Here is a 15,686-nt window from a genome sequence, read left to right as displayed (position 1 = left end):
CGTACATCCGTGGAGATGCCCTACGTGCTCACCGCGACGGGCATCATGCGGCGACCCTCAACATCTGGAGGGACAACCGCACGCAACTGGCCGAACCGGCTCTCCGAGAGCATCCCGACGCGGTCGAGTACAAAGGGGTCTGATTCGGCTGAACCACGTGGCCCTGAGAACCGTTTGGTATACGTATCCGCCCGTTCCGGAGGAGGCCCCACGTGCCGAAGTACACCGACGCCACTTACGCAGCCGCGCTGGAAGCCCGGGAACCAGGCGGCCTAGGCGGAAAAGATGACAGGCAGCCGATGATGGTGGACGGAGTTCGGGAAGAGGTTCCCATTGGCAGGCTCCTGAACACGTTGCGGAGCAAGAAGGGGCGCACCACCGCACCTGAGCCGGTACTGGTTGCCGCGCTGGAACGCCACGGCGAGCACATCCACCAGGACAGGAATGGAACATGGCGGCTGGAGCCCACCGGAAAGAAGCTGAAATGGCGTGATGCCGACTACGCCGCCGCGCTGAACATGCGGGAACCGGGCGACCTCCCCGGAAGGGACTACAAGGAGCCGATGGTGATGGACGGGGTACAGGTCGCGGTCCCCATCGGTGATTTCTTGGGTACCTTGCGGAACAAGGGGCGCAGCACGGCACCTGAGCCGGTACTGGTTGCCGCGCTGGAACGCCACGGCGAGCACTTCTACCTCGACAAGAGCGGAAGGTCGCGGCTGGAGCCCACCGGCACCAAGGTGAATTGGCGTGACGCCGACTATGCCGCCGCACTGAACACGCGGGAACGGGGCGACCTGCCCGGACAGAAACACCCGGTGCCGATGGTGGTGGACGGGATATCCGTCAAGGTCCCTGTCGGTGAATTCATCCATACCATGCAGCAGCGGGGGCGCAAGACCGAACTCGAAACGGAACTGATTGCCGCGCTGGCAAGGCACGATCTGTTCGTGGAGAAGCACGGTGACATGTCGAAGGTGTCCGGTCTGCGGGAGCCGCAGGCATCGTCAGCGCCCGGCTACGGCTACGGAGATTCCGCGGCGCAGAGTAGTTACCGGCAGGACGCGCCCCTTGCCGGGGGCCACGACGCCTATGCCGGACCCTCGTCCTCGTATGCGGGCCAACTCGGATCCCCCGCACCGGTGTTCGCCCACCTCAACACGGACGAACTGATGCACGGCATGGACCTCGACGCGGTCATGAACCCCGAGTTCGCCACCCACTCCGACCCCAGCGCGGCGTACGGGGCATCCGGCTCCGGGGCCAACCCGTACGCGACCTACGCCCAGGAAGATGCGTATCCCGACGCAACAGCGAACGCCCAGCCCCCCGGCGTGGATGAAGTGTCCCAGGGCATACACCAGTTGACGGTCGCAGCCCCCGCGAACCCCCAGGGCGGGGCGTACGGGAACGTGGCGTATTCAGGGTGGGACACCTCCGCCTACGCCTCGACCATGCAGAACCCGGCCGCGCAGTACACGCAGCCGGACACCACCTCGTCCCAGCAGCCCGCCAACCGGGACGCCCGGACACGCGAGTACGGCGGCCAAGCGATCCCACAGACGACAACACACCGCACACATCGCTCCCGCCGCCGAGGCTGAGCACCGGCACGCCGCCACGCCATGTCCGGCGACCGCCGCGGCCCGCGGGATCCAGGGTCGACGCTACGAGTGTCCGCAGATTCCGTTGACGTACCGTCCTGACCGCCGCGCTTGCGGGACAAGCCGCCCCGTTCCATCGTTGGCCCTCGGAGTCTGACCCGGATCACCTGTGGGAAGACTCTCTCCTGCTCCCACCACCCACCATCACGTCGCAGCACGGGAGTTCGTAGAGTCGCCGCATGAATGGTGATGAAGGTGGCCCTGACATTCCTGACCACGACCTACCCATGCTCACCGCTGCGCAGGCGGCACACCTGCGGGCACTTGTCGCCCCCTACTACACCCAGGACGATGGCAACCTCTCCCTCAGCAACCTGGCGGACCGTTGCCGTCACCTGTCGGCGGATCGCTGGCCCGATGCGGTCGCGTCGCACTTTGCCAGTCTTCGGTCTGTCGGCCGAGCAGGCGAGGGCGCCGGGGAACTCCTGGACGGTGTGCACGCGCGGCTGCTGCCCTCCGAGGCCATGACGCCAGAACTCGTCGGCGCCATGCGCTATGCGCGCGAGGTGGCCGAGGGGCTCGTCTTCGCCTATGCCCTCGACGGGCCCACCGCCGTGCGGATCGTCACCGACGCCGACGTGGCGCGTGCCGGGGCGGAGAAGCTGGGTGAGGCGGCGTACACGAACCTGATGCTGGTGCCGGTCCAGCACGAGGACGTCCGCATCGAAGGACGGGCCACGCTCCACTCCGTCTACGGGGACTCGCCGTTCATCGCGAGCAATGCGCTGTTCCTGTCGGAGCTGGCCCGGCGGGTCACCGGCGTGCCGCTCCCCGACGCCGGGGCTCTGGTCGTCGTGCCGACCCGGCACCTGCTGGCCTTCCACCCCATCGCGGACGGGTCGGTGGTCGATGCCGTCAATGATCTCGCCGCGTACGCGCTTGGTGCCTATGAGGACGGTCCGGGCGCGCTGTCCCCGCGGGTCTACTGGTGGCACCAGGGCGGCCTGACGTCATTGAGCCGGTTCGATCCGAGCACACGCACCTTCTCGATACAGCCACCTTCGGAACTGCTCGGCCTGATGAAGGGCCTGGTCCGCCTCGCCGGTGCCGGCCGGATCACCAGCCGTGCCGCAGGCAAGACCGCGGACGTCAGCGACCTCACGCGTACGACAGCCGAGTCGATATCCCACCTCGCGAAGGATCCGGCAGGGCTGGGGGCTGCGTTCACCTCGGCTGTGGAACTGGCGCACACCCATTGCGTCGATGACCCCCATGTGGCGCGGGTCGATGCCTGGGACGCGTGGGCCACGGCCGTGCAGCTCGGCTCCGCGCTGTTCACCGGCGCAGAACCGCAGGAATACCACCTGGGTGAGAGCTTCGTGCAGCAGCTTCCCGCTGTCGCGGCCAACCCGCCGGCGGATGCACGGGCTTGGCTCGACGCGTTCTATCTCGCTGTCGTGTGCCGCCAGCAGGTCCGGCTCGACCAGCTGTGCCAGGTGCCGCTGGAGGTACTGCGTCAGGACGACTCCGTCGACACCTATGTTCTGCATTGGATCGACACGCTGCAGACACATTGGCTCCAGCGCCCTGGCATCGTCGAGAAGCTGATCACCACGATGGAGACGTCCGATCGCGGTGCCGTGAACCAGGCACCGAGGGACTTCGTCGACCTCATCGACTACCAACCGATCGCACTCTTCCACCGCGTGGTCACCCGCGACCACGATGCCTTCAGCGTGGCCCTCGACGAGGCACTGGGCCATCACGCCAGGTTCTGGGGCGACTCGACAGCACCGCGCGCCCGGGTGGCGCTGGGAGTGCTGGCGATGGCGAGCCTGGCCTTCGACTACGGGTTCCCCTTCAGCGTGGAGCAGCCCTACCTCCCCCGGTATCTGCTCAACCGCCAACGCATCGAGGTGATCCCCGGCTGACCGGGGGTGGTTGCCGACCGCTCCGTTCCCCGCCGGTCACATACTCACGAGGCCCGGGGCACCTGGCCCGAGTGAACGCGATCGCAGCCCACGACCGCGGCGACGTCGAGAACCAAGACCACACCGCGGGAGCGGCAGCCGAGTGCTGGCGCGACCGGTGGCTCCCGGTGGCTCACGGGGCTTCGATCGCGTGGGGGCGCGGCGGTCAGGAACGCTTTCGGGTCTTCGTAGACCTGGAGGCGGGAGTCGGAGACCAGTGCGCGCAGTTCGCGTGTGCCGAGGTAGGTCCCGGCGTAGCGGTTGGAGAACTCGGCGGCTGCGGCGCGGTACGCCTCCGAGGGGTGGTGCTGACGCCACCCCAGGTCCCGGTCCCAGACCTCTCCTGCCCCAGAGCTGTCACCGGGAAGGATCTGGCCCTGAGGGAGCCCGGGGGCGATCGCGGGACGGATCGGCGTACGCGCCGACGGACAGGGAGTCATGATGACCGGTCAGACACGACGGAGGGTTTTGCAGGGGGCGGCGCTCGCGGCGGCGGGCAGCGTGGTCGGCGGCTTCTCGGGCGGGCACCACGCCGTCGCCGCGCACGCCGCGACGCCCCGTGACCTGGACGGCCGCCATCTGCGAATCGGCACAGGACTTCACCGGGCAAGCGCCGGCCCGCGTCCACTTGCCCGGACGCGTCCCGCTGGGCTTCCACGGCAGTTGGGTCGCGGACGCGTAGGTCGTGACCGCGAAGTCTTGGCCGGCGTTCGCCCGGAGCGCGAGCCTTGTGATCGCACGCACCGGACGCCGCGAGGCGTGTGCGCCCGCCAGTTCACCGTACGCCCCCCGACACGCGCTTCCCGTGCCGTTGCAGCGGGAAGGAGCCACCCGGCACGGCGGCCCACCACACCGCCCCGTGATCGGCGGGAGTGTGCCGTCGGCCAGGACGAGGAGTCCGGGTGCGCAGATGCTCGGCATGGTCATGAGAGAGAGGGAGGTGCCGCTCGTGGGCGGAGAGCCAGGTACGCAAGACGGGTCGGAGGAGGGGTTCGGGTTCCGCAGGATCGACCGTGGCGGGACGGCGTCGGAGTGTCCTGTCGCTCGGGGTGGTGACGGGGTGTGGGAGGTGCGCGGATACGACGAGGCGCGTGCCGTGCTGCGCAGTACGTCGACCGTGCAGGCCGGGCTCGGGATCGAGACGGTGTCGAAGCTGCCGAAGCACATCCGGCGGCCCGTGCTCTACCGGGACGGTCCCGAGCACCGTGAACACCGCCGCCAGACCGCGCGGTTCTTCACCCCGCGCCGCGTCGACGAGCACTACCGCGATGTCATGGTCCGCGTCGCGCAGGCTCAGATCGACCGGCTCCGGGCCGACGGCCGGGCCCGGCTGTCCGACCTCAGCTTCGATCTCGCGATCGAGGTGGCCTGCGCGGTCATCGGCCTGACGGACAGCAGGCCCGGCATCAAGGAACGGCTGGAGCGCTTCTTCCCGGAGCGGTTCGGCACGCCGGGGCTGACGAGTCTGCACGGCATCTACTGGACACTGCGGCAGAACACCGACTGGTTAGGATTTTACGTCGGCGATGTGCGCCCCGCCGTCCGGGCCCGCCGCCGCACCCGGCGGGACGATCTCATCTCCCACCTCATCGACGACGGCTGTTCGGCCACGGAGATCCTCGGAGAGTGCCTCACTTTCGCGGCGGCGGGCATGGTCACCACCCGTGAATTCATCAGCGCGGCGGCCTGGCATCTGTTCTCCGACGCCGATCTGCTGGCGCACTACCGGGCGGCGGACGAGCCGGGCAGGCTCGCGGTCCTCGGCGAGATCCTGCGGCTCGAACCGGTCGTGGGCCGCCTCAGCCGCCGTACCACCGAACCGCTCGACCTGCCCGGCGCCGACGGAGGCAATCTCACCGTCCCGGTCGGCGACCGGATCGACATCCTGGTCGACCACACCAACGTCGACGAACGCACCGTCGGGGCACGGCCGAGCTGTCTGCGCCCGGGGCGCACCATGAAGGACGCCGGGACGCCAGGGCTGTCCTTCGGCGACGGCCCCCACAAGTGCCCGGGGCTCCACGTCGCGCTCCTGGAGACGGACGTCTTCCTCAGTCTGCTGTTCGCCCTGCCAGGAGTGCGGATGGCGAGCCCGCCGACGATCGGCTTCATCGAGCACATCGAGAGTTACCAACTGCGGCACTGCGTGGTGGAGGTGGACACCGGGGGCGGCGGCTGAGCGCAACTCCTTCTACCCCTCGGTTGCCGGAAGGTGCGGCCAGACCAGACCAGTCCGCCGCGCAGTGAGAGGCCATGGCCGGCCGTGAAGCTCACCACTACCCCCGTTCCTCACGGCGGCGCACGTCCGCCTTGGCGGGGAGGGTGTTGCGGTGCGCCCCGGTCGGCCAGGCAGGCGGCGTGCGGCGGACGGCGACGGTGGAAGTGAACCGGTCGAGGGGTTCGCCGGCACGACCGGGCACCCGGCCACCGGCAGTCGATCCACGGTTGGCCCGCGCGTGGCCTCGATCGTCATCGGCACATTTGGATATCCGTCCGTGCGGAAGAGGGCCTCTGGCAACTCCGAACCACGGGGAACGGGCCCATGATGCCGCTCGACCGCCCGCGGCACGGCCCGGCTCGTCCGTCTCCCTCACCCGCCCCTTCGCCTACGTAGCCGTGGTCGGCGGCATCGTCCTGGTCTCCGCGTCCTTTCTGTTCATGGCCCGCGCGATCATCAGCACCGGCGTGCAAGTCCTCGTCGGAATGGTCCTGGTGCTCGTGGCCGTCATCGGAATACACGACGCAGCCCGCAAAGCGCATCCACAGCCCGCCCCGACCTCTCCCTCCATCAACCCGGGCCCGCTGTGCCGGTCCTGCGGCGACAACAGCGAAGAGGTCAGCCGAGTCGGGTGATTACGTAACGTGAAATGGTGCTTACCGCTCAAACCACCTGAAGGGGTGAGGTCGCAGGTCGAGCGTGGCGCTTCGAGCCGAGGCGCGCGCAACCGGTGGTGCGAGCGGAAACTGCGCCAACTCATAACGAAGCAGGGGATGTTCCAGACGTCGAATCCGGTGCCGCTGTCGGCCGAGCCTGGCAAGGGTCAGCCCCGGCTCGACATGAGGGTTTAGGACGAGGGTCGGGTGCGACATCGATGGTGTCGCTCAAGGCACGCCCAACGGCGTGTGGCTGGCGACACCCGGTCTCGTGACCGGCGGTGACGGCCTCGCGTACCGCGTCTCCCACGGCCTCGACGTACTCGCGTGGGCCGACATCGTCTTCGGCGTGTGTCTGCGCGTCGGCAGGTGTGAACATGCGTACGGAGGGTCCGGCATGCCTTGTGGTGGGCGTTCCGGACACGGGGGTTCCCGGGAACCGGAAGTGAGCGCGGTGCCCGGGCCGGGCCGGCCGCGGAGTGGCGCACCTGGGACTCAAGACTTCTGGCTCTGCAGGGTCAGCGCGATGTCGATGAGCATGTCTTCCTGCCCGCCCACGAGCTTGCGGCGGCCCGCCTCGACGAGGATGTCCCGGGTGTCGAGTCCGTAGCGGCGTGCCGCGTTCTCGGCATGCCTGAGGAAACTGCCGTAGACGCCGGCGTAGCCGATCGTGAGGGTTTCCCGGTCGACGCGGACCGGGCGGTCCTGGAGGGGGCGTACGAGGTCGTCGGCCGCGTCCTCCAGCGGGAACAGGTCGCAGCCGGTCTTCCATCCCTTGAGGTTGGCCACGGCCACGAACGGTTCGATGGGGGTGTTGCCGGCCGCCGCTCCCTGCCCGGCCAGCGAGGCGTCGACCCGGTACACGCCCTCTTCCACGGCGGCGACGGAGTTGGCGACGCCGAGCGAGAGGTTCTCGTGGGCATGGATACCGATCTGGGTCTCGGCGTCGAGCACGTCACGGTAGGCGCGGACTCGTTCCCGGACGTCGTCCGAGGTGAGCCGGCCGGCCGAGTCGGTGACGTAGACGCAGCGCGCCCCGTAGGACTCCATCAGTCGGGCCTGGACGGCGAGTTCCACCGGGGGCAGCATGTGGCTCATCATCAGGAAGCCCGAGACGTCCATGCCGAGTTCGCGCGCCTCGGCGATGTGCTGGGCGGCCACGTCCGCCTCCGTGCAGTGGGTGGCGATCCGCACCGAGCGTACTCCGAGCTCGTAGGCGCGGCGCAGTTCCGCCACAGTCCCCACACCGGGCAGCAGCAGTGTGGTGATCACCGCTCGTGAGGCGTTGGCGACGGCGGCTTCGATCCACTGCCAGTCGGTGTGGCTGCCCGGACCGTAGTTGAGGCTCGCGCCGGCCAGTCCGTCGCCGTGGGCGATTTCGATCGCGGCGACACCGGCCCTGTCGAGCGCGGCGACGATCCTGCCGACCAGCTCAGGATCGATCCGGTGCCGGATGGCGTGCATACCGTCCCGGAGCGTCACGTCCTGCACGTAGATCTCGGTCATCGGGCCACCGCCTCGGAACGTTCGGCGATCCGTTCGGCGACGCGCATGGCGGCCGATGTCATGATGTCGAGATTGCCCGCGTAGGCCGGCAGGTAGTGGGCGGCGCCCTCGACCTCAAGGAACACCGACACCTTGGTGTCGACCGGCCCGGATCCCGCAGGCATGAGGGTGCTCACCTCGTCCGGGTCGATCTCGGTGAACTGCACCTTCTGCACCAGGCGGTAGCCGGGCACATACGTGGCCACCTCCGTCACCATCCGCTCGACGGAGTGGCGGATCTCGTCGTGATCCGCGTTCCCCACGAGGCAGAAGACGGTGTCGCGCATGATGAGCGGTGGTTCGGCCGGGTTGAGGACGATGATCGCCTTGCCCTTGCGGGCTCCGCCCACCGTCTGCACGGCGCGCGCCGTGGTCTCGGTGAACTCGTCGATGTTCGCCCGGGTGCCAGGTCCCGCGGACCGCGAGGCGACGGAGGCGACGATCTCCGCGTACGGCACCTCGGTCACCCGGGACACGGCGGCGACGATCGGGATCGTGGCCTGTCCGCCACAGGTCACCATGTTGATGTTCGGTGCGTCGAGGTGCTCGTCGAGGTTGACCGGCGGGATCACGAAGGGGCCGAGCGCCGCAGGGGTGAGGTCGACCAGTCGCCGCCCGTGTCCTTCCAGCAGCCGGGCGTTGGCCACGTGAGCGGCGGCGCTGGTGGCGTCGAGCACGATCCGTACATTCTCGAACTCCGGCATGCCCAGCAAGCCCCTGACTCCGTCGGAGGTGGTGGCCACGCCCATGCGGGCGGCGCGGGCGAGTCCGTCCGAGGCCGGGACGATACCCGCCATGGCGAGTACCTCCAGTCGTGCCGAGGCACGTTTGATCTTGATCATCAGATCGGTTCCGATGTTTCCCGATCCGACGATCGCCACGCCCGTGGGCTGCGTCATCACTCTCCCTTTCCTGAGAAGCGCGCGGTGATGGTGCCGAGGGGTTCGATCCGCACCTCGAAGACGTCGCCGGGCCGCACGGGGACCATCGGCCCCAGCGCCCCCGACAGGACGAGGTCGCCCGCGCGCAACGGCGTGCCGAAGTCGATCGCGGTGGCCGCCAGCCAGCGCAGGGCGTTGAGCGGGTCGCCGAGGCATGCTCGACCGGTCCCACTGGAGACCACCTCGCCGTCGCGGCGCATCGTCATGACGGCGTCGGCGGGCTCGAACGCCTCAAGCGGCAGACCCTGTTCACCCATGACGAAGACTCCGGAGGAGGCGTTGTCGGCGACCGTGTCGGTGATGCAGATCTTCCAGTCGGTGATCCGGCTGTCCACGATCTCCACGGCCGGGTACGCCAGTTCTACCGCTTGGCGCAGGCCGGCGAGGTCGGCCTCGGCCGTCAGGTCGCGGCCCAGCAGGAAGGCCACCTCGGCCTCCGCCTGCGGCTGGAGCAGTCGTGCCATCGGGACCTCTTCGTGGTCCGCGTAGCGCATGTCTGCGAACAGGACACCGAAGTCCGGTCGGTCGACGCCCACTTGGGACTGCACCGCTTCGGAGGTCAGGCCGATCTTCCGGCCGATGAGCCGGGCACCCGCGGCCAGTCGGCGTTCGGTCACCGCCTGCTGGACCCGATAGGCGAGAGCGATGTCGGTACGGCCGATGAGGTCCGTGAGCGGTTCGCATGACCGTCCGGTCGCACTGGCCCGTTCCAGGCGCGCAATCGCCGCCTGCACGTCTGCTGTGGTCGACGTCATGGGCATCCTCCGGCAGAGTCGGGCCTCGTCCGCCTCTGTTGCTCCGGCCCGGGAAAGGGCAGGAGCCACACGGGCGAGCGGACGGGCCGTCGTGGGATCGCGGCCACTTTTCCTGGCCGGTCACGCGTTCATCGTGCCGAGCCCGCCGCCCCTGCGGACGTCAGATTTCCACTGAGCGGGACAGCGTTGACCAGCCTCCGCCTGACGCCGGGGCGGTTCGTCGTCGACAGACACCGTCAGATCTCGGCGGCGATCCACTTCACCCGGAACTCCAGCTCATCGACGCGGATCCGGTCGCACGGGCCGCACGCAGAGAGCCCCGCCACCACCGTGTCGAAGAGCGGTACGGGTGCGGCGACGCAGGACACTCCGGCCGCGGACTCGCCGGTCTCGGTCGCACAGCCGATGCTGCGGATCCTCGTCGGGCTGTCCCTCAGCGCTGATACCGCGGTCCGTTCGCCTGCGCGGTCCGAGGCGGCATTCGTTGACTTAGCGGCTGAGCAGGTGACCGGCGGTGTCCGACCCGCGGTGTCAGACCGGCGGTTCGCGGTACGGACCGGCGAGATGTCCGCCGTCCACGGTGAACTGAGCACCGGTGCAGTCCGGCGAGACGAAACTCGTGGTCATGCTCGGCGGCTCGACCGAGCCGCCGCTGGCATCAAGCCCGTACTCGGCTGTGGTGTCCGCAGGACAGCGTCACGGCCTGTCCACCCTGATCCGTCGGACAGGCCCTGAGCGCCGCCGGGGCGTTGCGCCCGGCCTTGTGCCGCATGTTCCGGCGCTTCGGCGATCCAGTCGCCGACCACCAGCCGTCGGTGACTTGGCCGACCGTGCCATCATACGGAATTACCGCTGCCGACTCGGTTTCCTCCCGCCTTAGAGTCCTCGCACGGCGGTGCCACCCACGCTGCCGATGCCGCACGAGGCAGGTAGCCAGGTCCCGGTCGTCGGTCTCGGGACCACCACCCTTCTTGCGCGACCGTTACGCCCTTGACGTGGGCGACCGGACGCTCAGATCTCGTTCCGGCAGGCACAAAGTGGCGGCGTCGCACCTCAGCGCCGCTTTGGGCAGGTGAGCCGACATCCCCAATCCACGCAGCGGCTGCGCGCGGCGCTCAGGCGACGCGACCCGCCCATTCCCGTCGGAGGGCTCCCATGACGGAATCACCCCACACAGCACCGAGGGCAACTTCCACCGCGGACCGGGGCTGGACCCCCCGGCTCGTCTGGTCGACGATCTTCATGGCCCTGGTCCTGGAGGCGCTGGGTCTCGGCGCGACCATGGTCTCCATCGGACTCCCGAGCATCCTCAAGGAGTTCCCGACGACCCAAGGCGGCTGGCTGACCACGGCCTACTTCCTGGCGGGGGCCGTCTCCGCCCCGCTGCTCGGGAAAGCCGCCGACCTGTACGGCAAGAGACGGATCCTGCTGCTCACCATGCTGGTCTCGGGTGTCGGGGCCATGCTGTGCGCACTGGCGCCGAGCTTCGGGGTCCTGCTGGTGGGGCGGGCGTTGCAAGGACCCATCCTGGCAACGCTCTCGCTGGTCCCCTCCCTCATTCGGGACACCTACCCGCCGAAGCGCGCCGTCGTCGCCTCCGCTGTCACGATCACCGGGTTGGGCTTCTTCTCGGTTTTCACACCTCTGCTCGTCGGCAAGCTCATCGAGACCACGGGCTTTCGGGGGATGTTCTGGTTCGACGCTGTCTGGACATTCGCACTGTGCGTGGCGATCTGGCTGGTCGCCCCCGAGTCGCCCTTGCGGCGCAGCACCCACTTGGACATCCTCGGCGGCACCCTGCTCAGCGCCGGTGTTCTCGCGGTGCTGCTCTACGTGAGCATGGGCCACGCATGGGGCTGGACGTCAACAGCCGGCCTGCTCCTGGTACTGGGCGGCGCCATATTGCTGGTGCTCTTCTACCACCGTGCGCACCGCACGGAGGAGCCGATCGTGAATCTCGCCCTGTTCCGCCGCAGGCCGCTGCTGTTCGTCGCGATCGGTGGCGCGACCGGCTACGGCATCTCGATCACGATCAGCCAGGTCGTCCCGATGCTCGCGATGACCCCGCGGGCGGCCGGGGAGACCTACGGGCTCGGCTACAGCACGTACCGGTACGCCACCCTCGGAACTCCGCAGGCCATCGCGACCGTCGCGGCCGGTATGGTTGTCGGTCTCCTGGTCGCCCGTGGCAGGCACCCGCGGTTGTTCCTGACCATCGGCCTGCTCGCGTGGCCGGTCGCCACCATGCTGCTCGCCTACCGCAACGACAGCTTCCTCGAACTCGCGGTCGCCGCCTTGGTGGTCGGCGTCGCCGGCGGGTTGGTCACCGCGTCGGTTCCGAATCTGGTGATGCGGGCGACGCCGGCCGACGATCAGGGCTCGACCGCCGGTACCGTCCAGCTCTGCCAGACCGGGTTCTCGGCCGTCACGCCCGTCGTGATGTTCGCGGTGCTCGCCCCGCACGCCAAGGTCTTTCCGGGCGGAGGCGTGGTGTACGGGGAGACGGGCTTCCGCACCTGGCTGTTGGTCACGGCCGTGCTGGCGATCGTCATCGCCGCGATCGGGGCGACGCTGCTGCGTGAGCGTCCCGACCAGGACGTGCAGGAGTTCGCTCTCGACGCGGCGTCTCCGCTCTCCGAGCGCGCCGGAAAAGCCGCCCCTTCCGTGGGGCCTTTGGAGTCCCCGAACGGATGAGCGCCAACCATCGGTATGGGCTCCCCGCCCAGGCAGGGGGGCAAAACCTGCACACTTCACCGTTCCTTGGAGGTCGGCCCGTGGCCGAGACAGTGATCACAGACATCCTCGTCGTCGGTGCCGGACCCGTCGGACTCTACGGCGCCTATTGCGCTGGTTTCCGGGGGCTCCGGACCGTCGTGGTCGACGAGTTGCCGCAGTGCGGTGGCCAGATCACCGCGCTCTATCCGGAGAAGGAGATCCGTGACATCGCGGCCGTCCCCGGAGCCCGTGGTCGCGACGTCGTCGCCGATCTCAAGGAGCAGGCCGACGCGTTCAGCCCGACCTACCTGCTCGGCCGTCAGGCGACCGGTCTCACCCACTCACCTGACGGGCGCCCGCAGGTGACCCTCTCCGACGGTGGCGTCGTCGACGCCGGCGCGGTTGTGCTGACCGCCGGGATGGGCACGTTCACCCCGCGGGCGCTACCGGCCGGAGAGGAGTTCCTCGGCCGTGGGCTGAGCTACTTCGTCCCCGACCCGACGGTGTACGCGGACCGCGACGTCCTGGTTGTCGGTGGCGGGGACAGCGCGGTCGACTGGTCGCTCGCTCTGTGCCCGATCGCCCGCTCGGTCACGCTCGTGCACCGTCGCAGCGCGTTCCGGGCGCATGCGGCGAGTGTGCGGGAGGTGCGCGGATGCGGCGCCGAGATCGTGACCGGTGCCCAGGTGGAGGCGCTGTACGGCGACGACCGGGTACGCGAGGCACACCTTCGGATCGACGGCGAGGAGGAGGTCCGAGTGCTGAAGGTCGACGCGGTTGTGGCCGCGCTCGGCTTCCTCAGCAACCTCGGGCCGCTCGCCGAGTGGGGGCTGCGGCTGGAGCGGCGGACGATCGTCGTCGACACCCGGATGCGCACCACGGTCAACCGCGTGTACGCCGCTGGCGACGTCACCGCATACCCCGGCAAGGTCCGTCTGATGTCCGTTGGCTTCGGAGAGGTCGCTACCGCCGTCAACAACGCCGCGGTCGCCCTGGATCCCACACTCTCCCTGTTCCCCGGCCACTCAAGCGAGTCCGCCTGAACGCCCGGGTCTTCCCGGAAGCTCAGCGGGAAGGCCCGGCCCGGCGAGCGATGCCGGAACGGGAAGCACTCCGGAGCTCACTCGCCCACAGCCACCCAGCAGTTGTGTCAGGCACGACTCTTGACAGCCCACAGAGCGAGTGTGAGCCTGCTTACATCGTACTGATTTCCAGGAGATTTCAGACTCGGCGCCCCGATGGGAGCAGGTTTCCTGGCAAAACAGCAACGAGGGATAGGGAATAGTGTCCTGATCTGGAGGGCGGCAGCCGTGTTGATTGACTCGGTAAACGTTGCATCGGTCAAGCCGGCGACTCCGGTGGACGAAGCTCCGCACGAAGGTGTCCTCGGGCCCGCTGAAGACACGCAGCCCCGGGTGGTGCGAGCGAGCTCACCTCGGCGGACGCACACCGAAGCCGTGGGAAATGACCGCGGCGGCCCGGAGCGCACCGTTCTCGGCCGGATCGCGGCCGTCCTGGAGGCGTTCGACGAGAGTCACGAGGTACTGAAACTCAGCGAGCTGCACCAACGCACCCACCTGCCCAAGTCGACCCTGCACCGGCTGGCGGAGCAGCTCTGCAAGGTCGGCTGGATCGAGCGCCATCTCGACGGCTATCGCGTAGGAATGCGGCTGTTCGAGCTCGGTAACCTCGCGGTCGAGGGAAAGGCGCTACAGGAGGCGGCGTTCGCACACCTGCAGGCGCTCGCGGCGAAGACCGGGATGGCCGCACAGCTCGCCATCCTCGACCAGGCCGAGATCGTGTACCTCGAACGCATCGGCGGAGCGTCGATCCGGCTACCGACCCGGCGCGGCGGTCGCCAGCCCGCCTACTGCACCGCGCTGGGCAAGGCGATGATCGCGTTCGACGAAGAGGCGGTCCGGTCCGTGCTCGCCGCGGGAATGCCGAAGAAGACGGCGAACACCATCACCGATCCCGCCGCTCTGCGCAGAGAACTCAGCAAGGTCCGCCGGGACGGCGTCGCATTCGACCGGGGCGAGGCATACAAGGAGTTCGTCTGCGTCGCCACGCCGATCCGCCGATCAGGACGCACGATCGGAGCTGTCTCGGTCACCGGGCCGGCCGGCCAGATGCGGTGGGGCATGGCGAGTGAAGCCGTGCGCAACACCGCGACCGCGATCTGGAATGCCAACCTCGTCCTCAAGTTCGGGGCCTTGGGCGCCACCCGTTCATAGGCGCATCCCACCGAGCGGAATCTCGCCACGACACGGCCGCCACGAACCGGGAGTGTCAACTCCGTAGGAAGGGCACGCTCAGTCCGGACAGGAGACGGTCGCTGATGACAGAACTGACGCATGACGGCACCAGCAGGACGCTGGAGACTCCGCGGGGAACCCTGCATTACCACGAGGCCGGTGACGGGCCGCCGCTGCTCCTGCTCCACGGTTCCGGTCCGGGAGTCAGCGGTTGGGCGAACTTCGGAAACAATCTGCCCGTGTTCGCCCAGCACTTCAGGACGTTGGTCCTCGATCTTCCGGGCTTCGGCAAAAGCTATTCGTCTGACAGTGACCCCATGTCCGCCGCGTTGCCCGCGGTCCTCGACTTCCTCGACGGCCTGCGGGTCGGCCAACTCCCGGTCCTGGGAAATTCGATGGGCGGGGCCATCGCCGCCCGCCTGGCGGCCGGCTATCCCGACCGAGTGAGCAGGCTCATCACGATCGGGGGCATCGGGCTGCCGCTCTTCAGCCCGTCACCACCGGAGGGAATCAAGCTGCTCGTACAGTTCGTCGAAGACCCCACCCGTGAGCGGCTCGTAGCCTGGATGGAATCCATGGTCTACGACACCAATATCCTGACTGACGAATTCGTCGATATGCGTTGGCAGACGGCGAAGAGGCCGGAAGCGCTCGCCGACGTCAGGAAGCTGTTCAATCTCCGGTCGCTGGCCGCCATGGGAAAGCCGGCCGCCAGGGCAGCCGAGGCGATCGGGATGCTGACACAGATCCAGACGCCGACGCTGGTCACCTTCGGGCGCGACGACCGGGTGACGCCACTCGACAGTTCGCTCGTCGCGATGCGCTACATCAAACGGTGTGAGCTGCACGTCTTCTACGACTGCGGGCACTGGGCGATGATCGAGCGCAAGGACGAGTTCGAGAACGTCGCCCTCTCCTACCTCCTTCGCGACACCAAGCCTGTGGTCGGCCTTTAGCCCCGCCCCACTGAGGACTCCCAGCCGCTCCAGGAGCCAAAGTAGACTGTTTTCTCCTCAAACCCCGTCCT

Annotated in this window: 13 protein-coding genes and 1 pseudogene; 9 read left to right on the top strand and 5 right to left on the bottom strand. The window is 68.5% G+C overall.

What is annotated here, in order from left to right; genetic code table 11:
• Nucleotides 1-353 precede the first annotated feature (353 nt).
• Entirely contained in the window at nucleotides 354-1,604 is a 1,251-nt protein-coding gene (locus tag ACFVT5_RS37325) for a hypothetical protein (protein WP_389897595.1), read from the top strand.
• A gap of 287 nt (nucleotides 1,605-1,891) precedes the next feature.
• Nucleotides 1,892-3,535: an immunity 49 family protein gene (locus ACFVT5_RS37320; RefSeq protein ID WP_389897594.1), complete on the top strand. Its 1,644-nt coding sequence runs from the start codon at nucleotides 1,892-1,894 to the stop codon at nucleotides 3,533-3,535.
• 44 nt (nucleotides 3,536-3,579) lie between these two features.
• Here ACFVT5_RS37320 and ACFVT5_RS37315 read toward each other — a convergent pair whose 3' ends face one another.
• On the bottom strand, nucleotides 3,580-4,014 hold the full coding sequence (locus ACFVT5_RS37315; RefSeq protein WP_389897592.1) for a hypothetical protein: 435 nt from the start codon (nucleotides 4,012-4,014) through the stop codon (nucleotides 3,580-3,582).
• 146 nt (nucleotides 4,015-4,160) lie between these two features.
• Here ACFVT5_RS37315 and ACFVT5_RS37310 point away from each other — a divergent pair.
• The 3 genes and pseudogenes from ACFVT5_RS37310 to ACFVT5_RS37300 form a co-directional block, all read left to right on the top strand.
• Nucleotides 4,161-4,256, top strand: a pseudogene (locus tag ACFVT5_RS37310) (carotenoid oxygenase family protein); the annotation flags it as partial.
• 387 nt (nucleotides 4,257-4,643) lie between these two features.
• Entirely contained in the window at nucleotides 4,644-5,753 is a 1,110-nt protein-coding gene (locus ACFVT5_RS37305; protein WP_389897590.1) for a cytochrome P450, read from the top strand.
• A 74-nt stretch (nucleotides 5,754-5,827) separates the two neighbouring features.
• Complete coding sequence (locus ACFVT5_RS37300) at nucleotides 5,828-6,427, top strand: DUF6234 family protein (protein WP_389897588.1); 600 nt, start codon at nucleotides 5,828-5,830, stop codon at nucleotides 6,425-6,427.
• A 516-nt stretch (nucleotides 6,428-6,943) separates the two neighbouring features.
• Here ACFVT5_RS37300 and dmpG read toward each other — a convergent pair.
• The 4 genes from dmpG to ACFVT5_RS37280 all read right to left on the bottom strand — a co-directional run bounded on the left by dmpG (nucleotide 6,944) and on the right by ACFVT5_RS37280 (nucleotide 10,255).
• The gene (gene dmpG, locus ACFVT5_RS37295; protein WP_389897586.1) at nucleotides 6,944-7,954 is read right to left on the bottom strand and encodes a 4-hydroxy-2-oxovalerate aldolase; all 1,011 of its coding nucleotides are present in this window, start codon (nucleotides 7,952-7,954) and stop codon (nucleotides 6,944-6,946) included.
• Nucleotides 7,951-8,892, bottom strand: a complete 942-nt coding sequence (locus ACFVT5_RS37290) for an acetaldehyde dehydrogenase (acetylating) (protein WP_389897584.1) — start codon at nucleotides 8,890-8,892, stop codon at nucleotides 7,951-7,953. Before ACFVT5_RS37290 ends, dmpG begins: the two co-directional genes overlap by 4 nt.
• Nucleotides 8,892-9,695 (bottom strand): 2-keto-4-pentenoate hydratase, encoded by an 804-nt coding sequence (locus ACFVT5_RS37285; protein WP_389897582.1) that lies wholly within the window; start codon nucleotides 9,693-9,695, stop codon nucleotides 8,892-8,894. The genes ACFVT5_RS37290 and ACFVT5_RS37285 overlap by 1 nt, the downstream gene beginning before the upstream one ends.
• Nucleotides 9,696-9,925: 230 nt before the next feature.
• Nucleotides 9,926-10,255 carry an IclR family transcriptional regulator C-terminal domain-containing protein gene (locus ACFVT5_RS37280; protein ID WP_389897693.1) on the bottom strand — a complete coding sequence of 110 codons (330 nt, stop codon included), beginning with the start codon at nucleotides 10,253-10,255 and terminating at the stop codon, nucleotides 9,926-9,928.
• Nucleotides 10,256-10,844: 589 nt separating this feature from the next.
• Between ACFVT5_RS37280 and ACFVT5_RS37275 the strand changes: the two genes are divergently transcribed.
• From ACFVT5_RS37275 to ACFVT5_RS37260, 4 genes are all read left to right on the top strand, one after another.
• The gene (locus tag ACFVT5_RS37275) at nucleotides 10,845-12,383 is read left to right on the top strand and encodes an MFS transporter (protein ID WP_389897580.1); all 1,539 of its coding nucleotides are present in this window, start codon (nucleotides 10,845-10,847) and stop codon (nucleotides 12,381-12,383) included.
• A gap of 80 nt (nucleotides 12,384-12,463) precedes the next feature.
• On the top strand, nucleotides 12,464-13,447 hold the full coding sequence (locus ACFVT5_RS37270; protein WP_389897579.1) for an NAD(P)/FAD-dependent oxidoreductase: 984 nt from the start codon (nucleotides 12,464-12,466) through the stop codon (nucleotides 13,445-13,447).
• Nucleotides 13,448-13,861: 414 nt separating this feature from the next.
• Nucleotides 13,862-14,638 (top strand): IclR family transcriptional regulator, encoded by a 777-nt coding sequence (locus ACFVT5_RS37265; protein WP_389897577.1) that lies wholly within the window; start codon nucleotides 13,862-13,864, stop codon nucleotides 14,636-14,638.
• A 104-nt stretch (nucleotides 14,639-14,742) separates the two neighbouring features.
• On the top strand, nucleotides 14,743-15,615 hold the full coding sequence (locus ACFVT5_RS37260; protein ID WP_389897575.1) for an alpha/beta fold hydrolase: 873 nt from the start codon (nucleotides 14,743-14,745) through the stop codon (nucleotides 15,613-15,615).
• Nucleotides 15,616-15,686: the final 71 nt, after the last annotated feature.

The organism is Streptomyces sp. NPDC058001, assembly GCF_042886315.1.
In the GTDB taxonomy this organism is placed as follows: Bacteria; Actinomycetota; Actinomycetes; order Streptomycetales; family Streptomycetaceae; genus Streptomyces.
Note: the sequence above shows the minus strand (reverse complement) of the source record. Positions and strands in the feature narration are given on the sequence as shown.

Excerpts from the sequence above, each read along its gene's own strand:
- ACFVT5_RS37320 (WP_389897594.1), top strand. The coding sequence starts at position 1,892 with ATGCTCACCGCTGCGCAGGCGGCACACCTGCGGGCACTTGTCGCCCCC.
- ACFVT5_RS37315 (WP_389897592.1), bottom strand. The coding sequence starts at position 4,014 with ATGACTCCCTGTCCGTCGGCGCGTACGCCGATCCGTCCCGCGATCGCC.
- ACFVT5_RS37300 (WP_389897588.1), top strand. The coding sequence starts at position 5,828 with ATGGCCGGCCGTGAAGCTCACCACTACCCCCGTTCCTCACGGCGGCGC.
- dmpG (WP_389897586.1), bottom strand. The coding sequence starts at position 7,954 with ATGACCGAGATCTACGTGCAGGACGTGACGCTCCGGGACGGTATGCAC.
- ACFVT5_RS37290 (WP_389897584.1), bottom strand. The coding sequence starts at position 8,892 with ATGACGCAGCCCACGGGCGTGGCGATCGTCGGATCGGGAAACATCGGA.
- ACFVT5_RS37285 (WP_389897582.1), bottom strand. The coding sequence starts at position 9,695 with ATGCCCATGACGTCGACCACAGCAGACGTGCAGGCGGCGATTGCGCGC.
- ACFVT5_RS37275 (WP_389897580.1), top strand. The coding sequence starts at position 10,845 with ATGACGGAATCACCCCACACAGCACCGAGGGCAACTTCCACCGCGGAC.
- ACFVT5_RS37260 (WP_389897575.1), top strand. The coding sequence starts at position 14,743 with ATGACAGAACTGACGCATGACGGCACCAGCAGGACGCTGGAGACTCCG.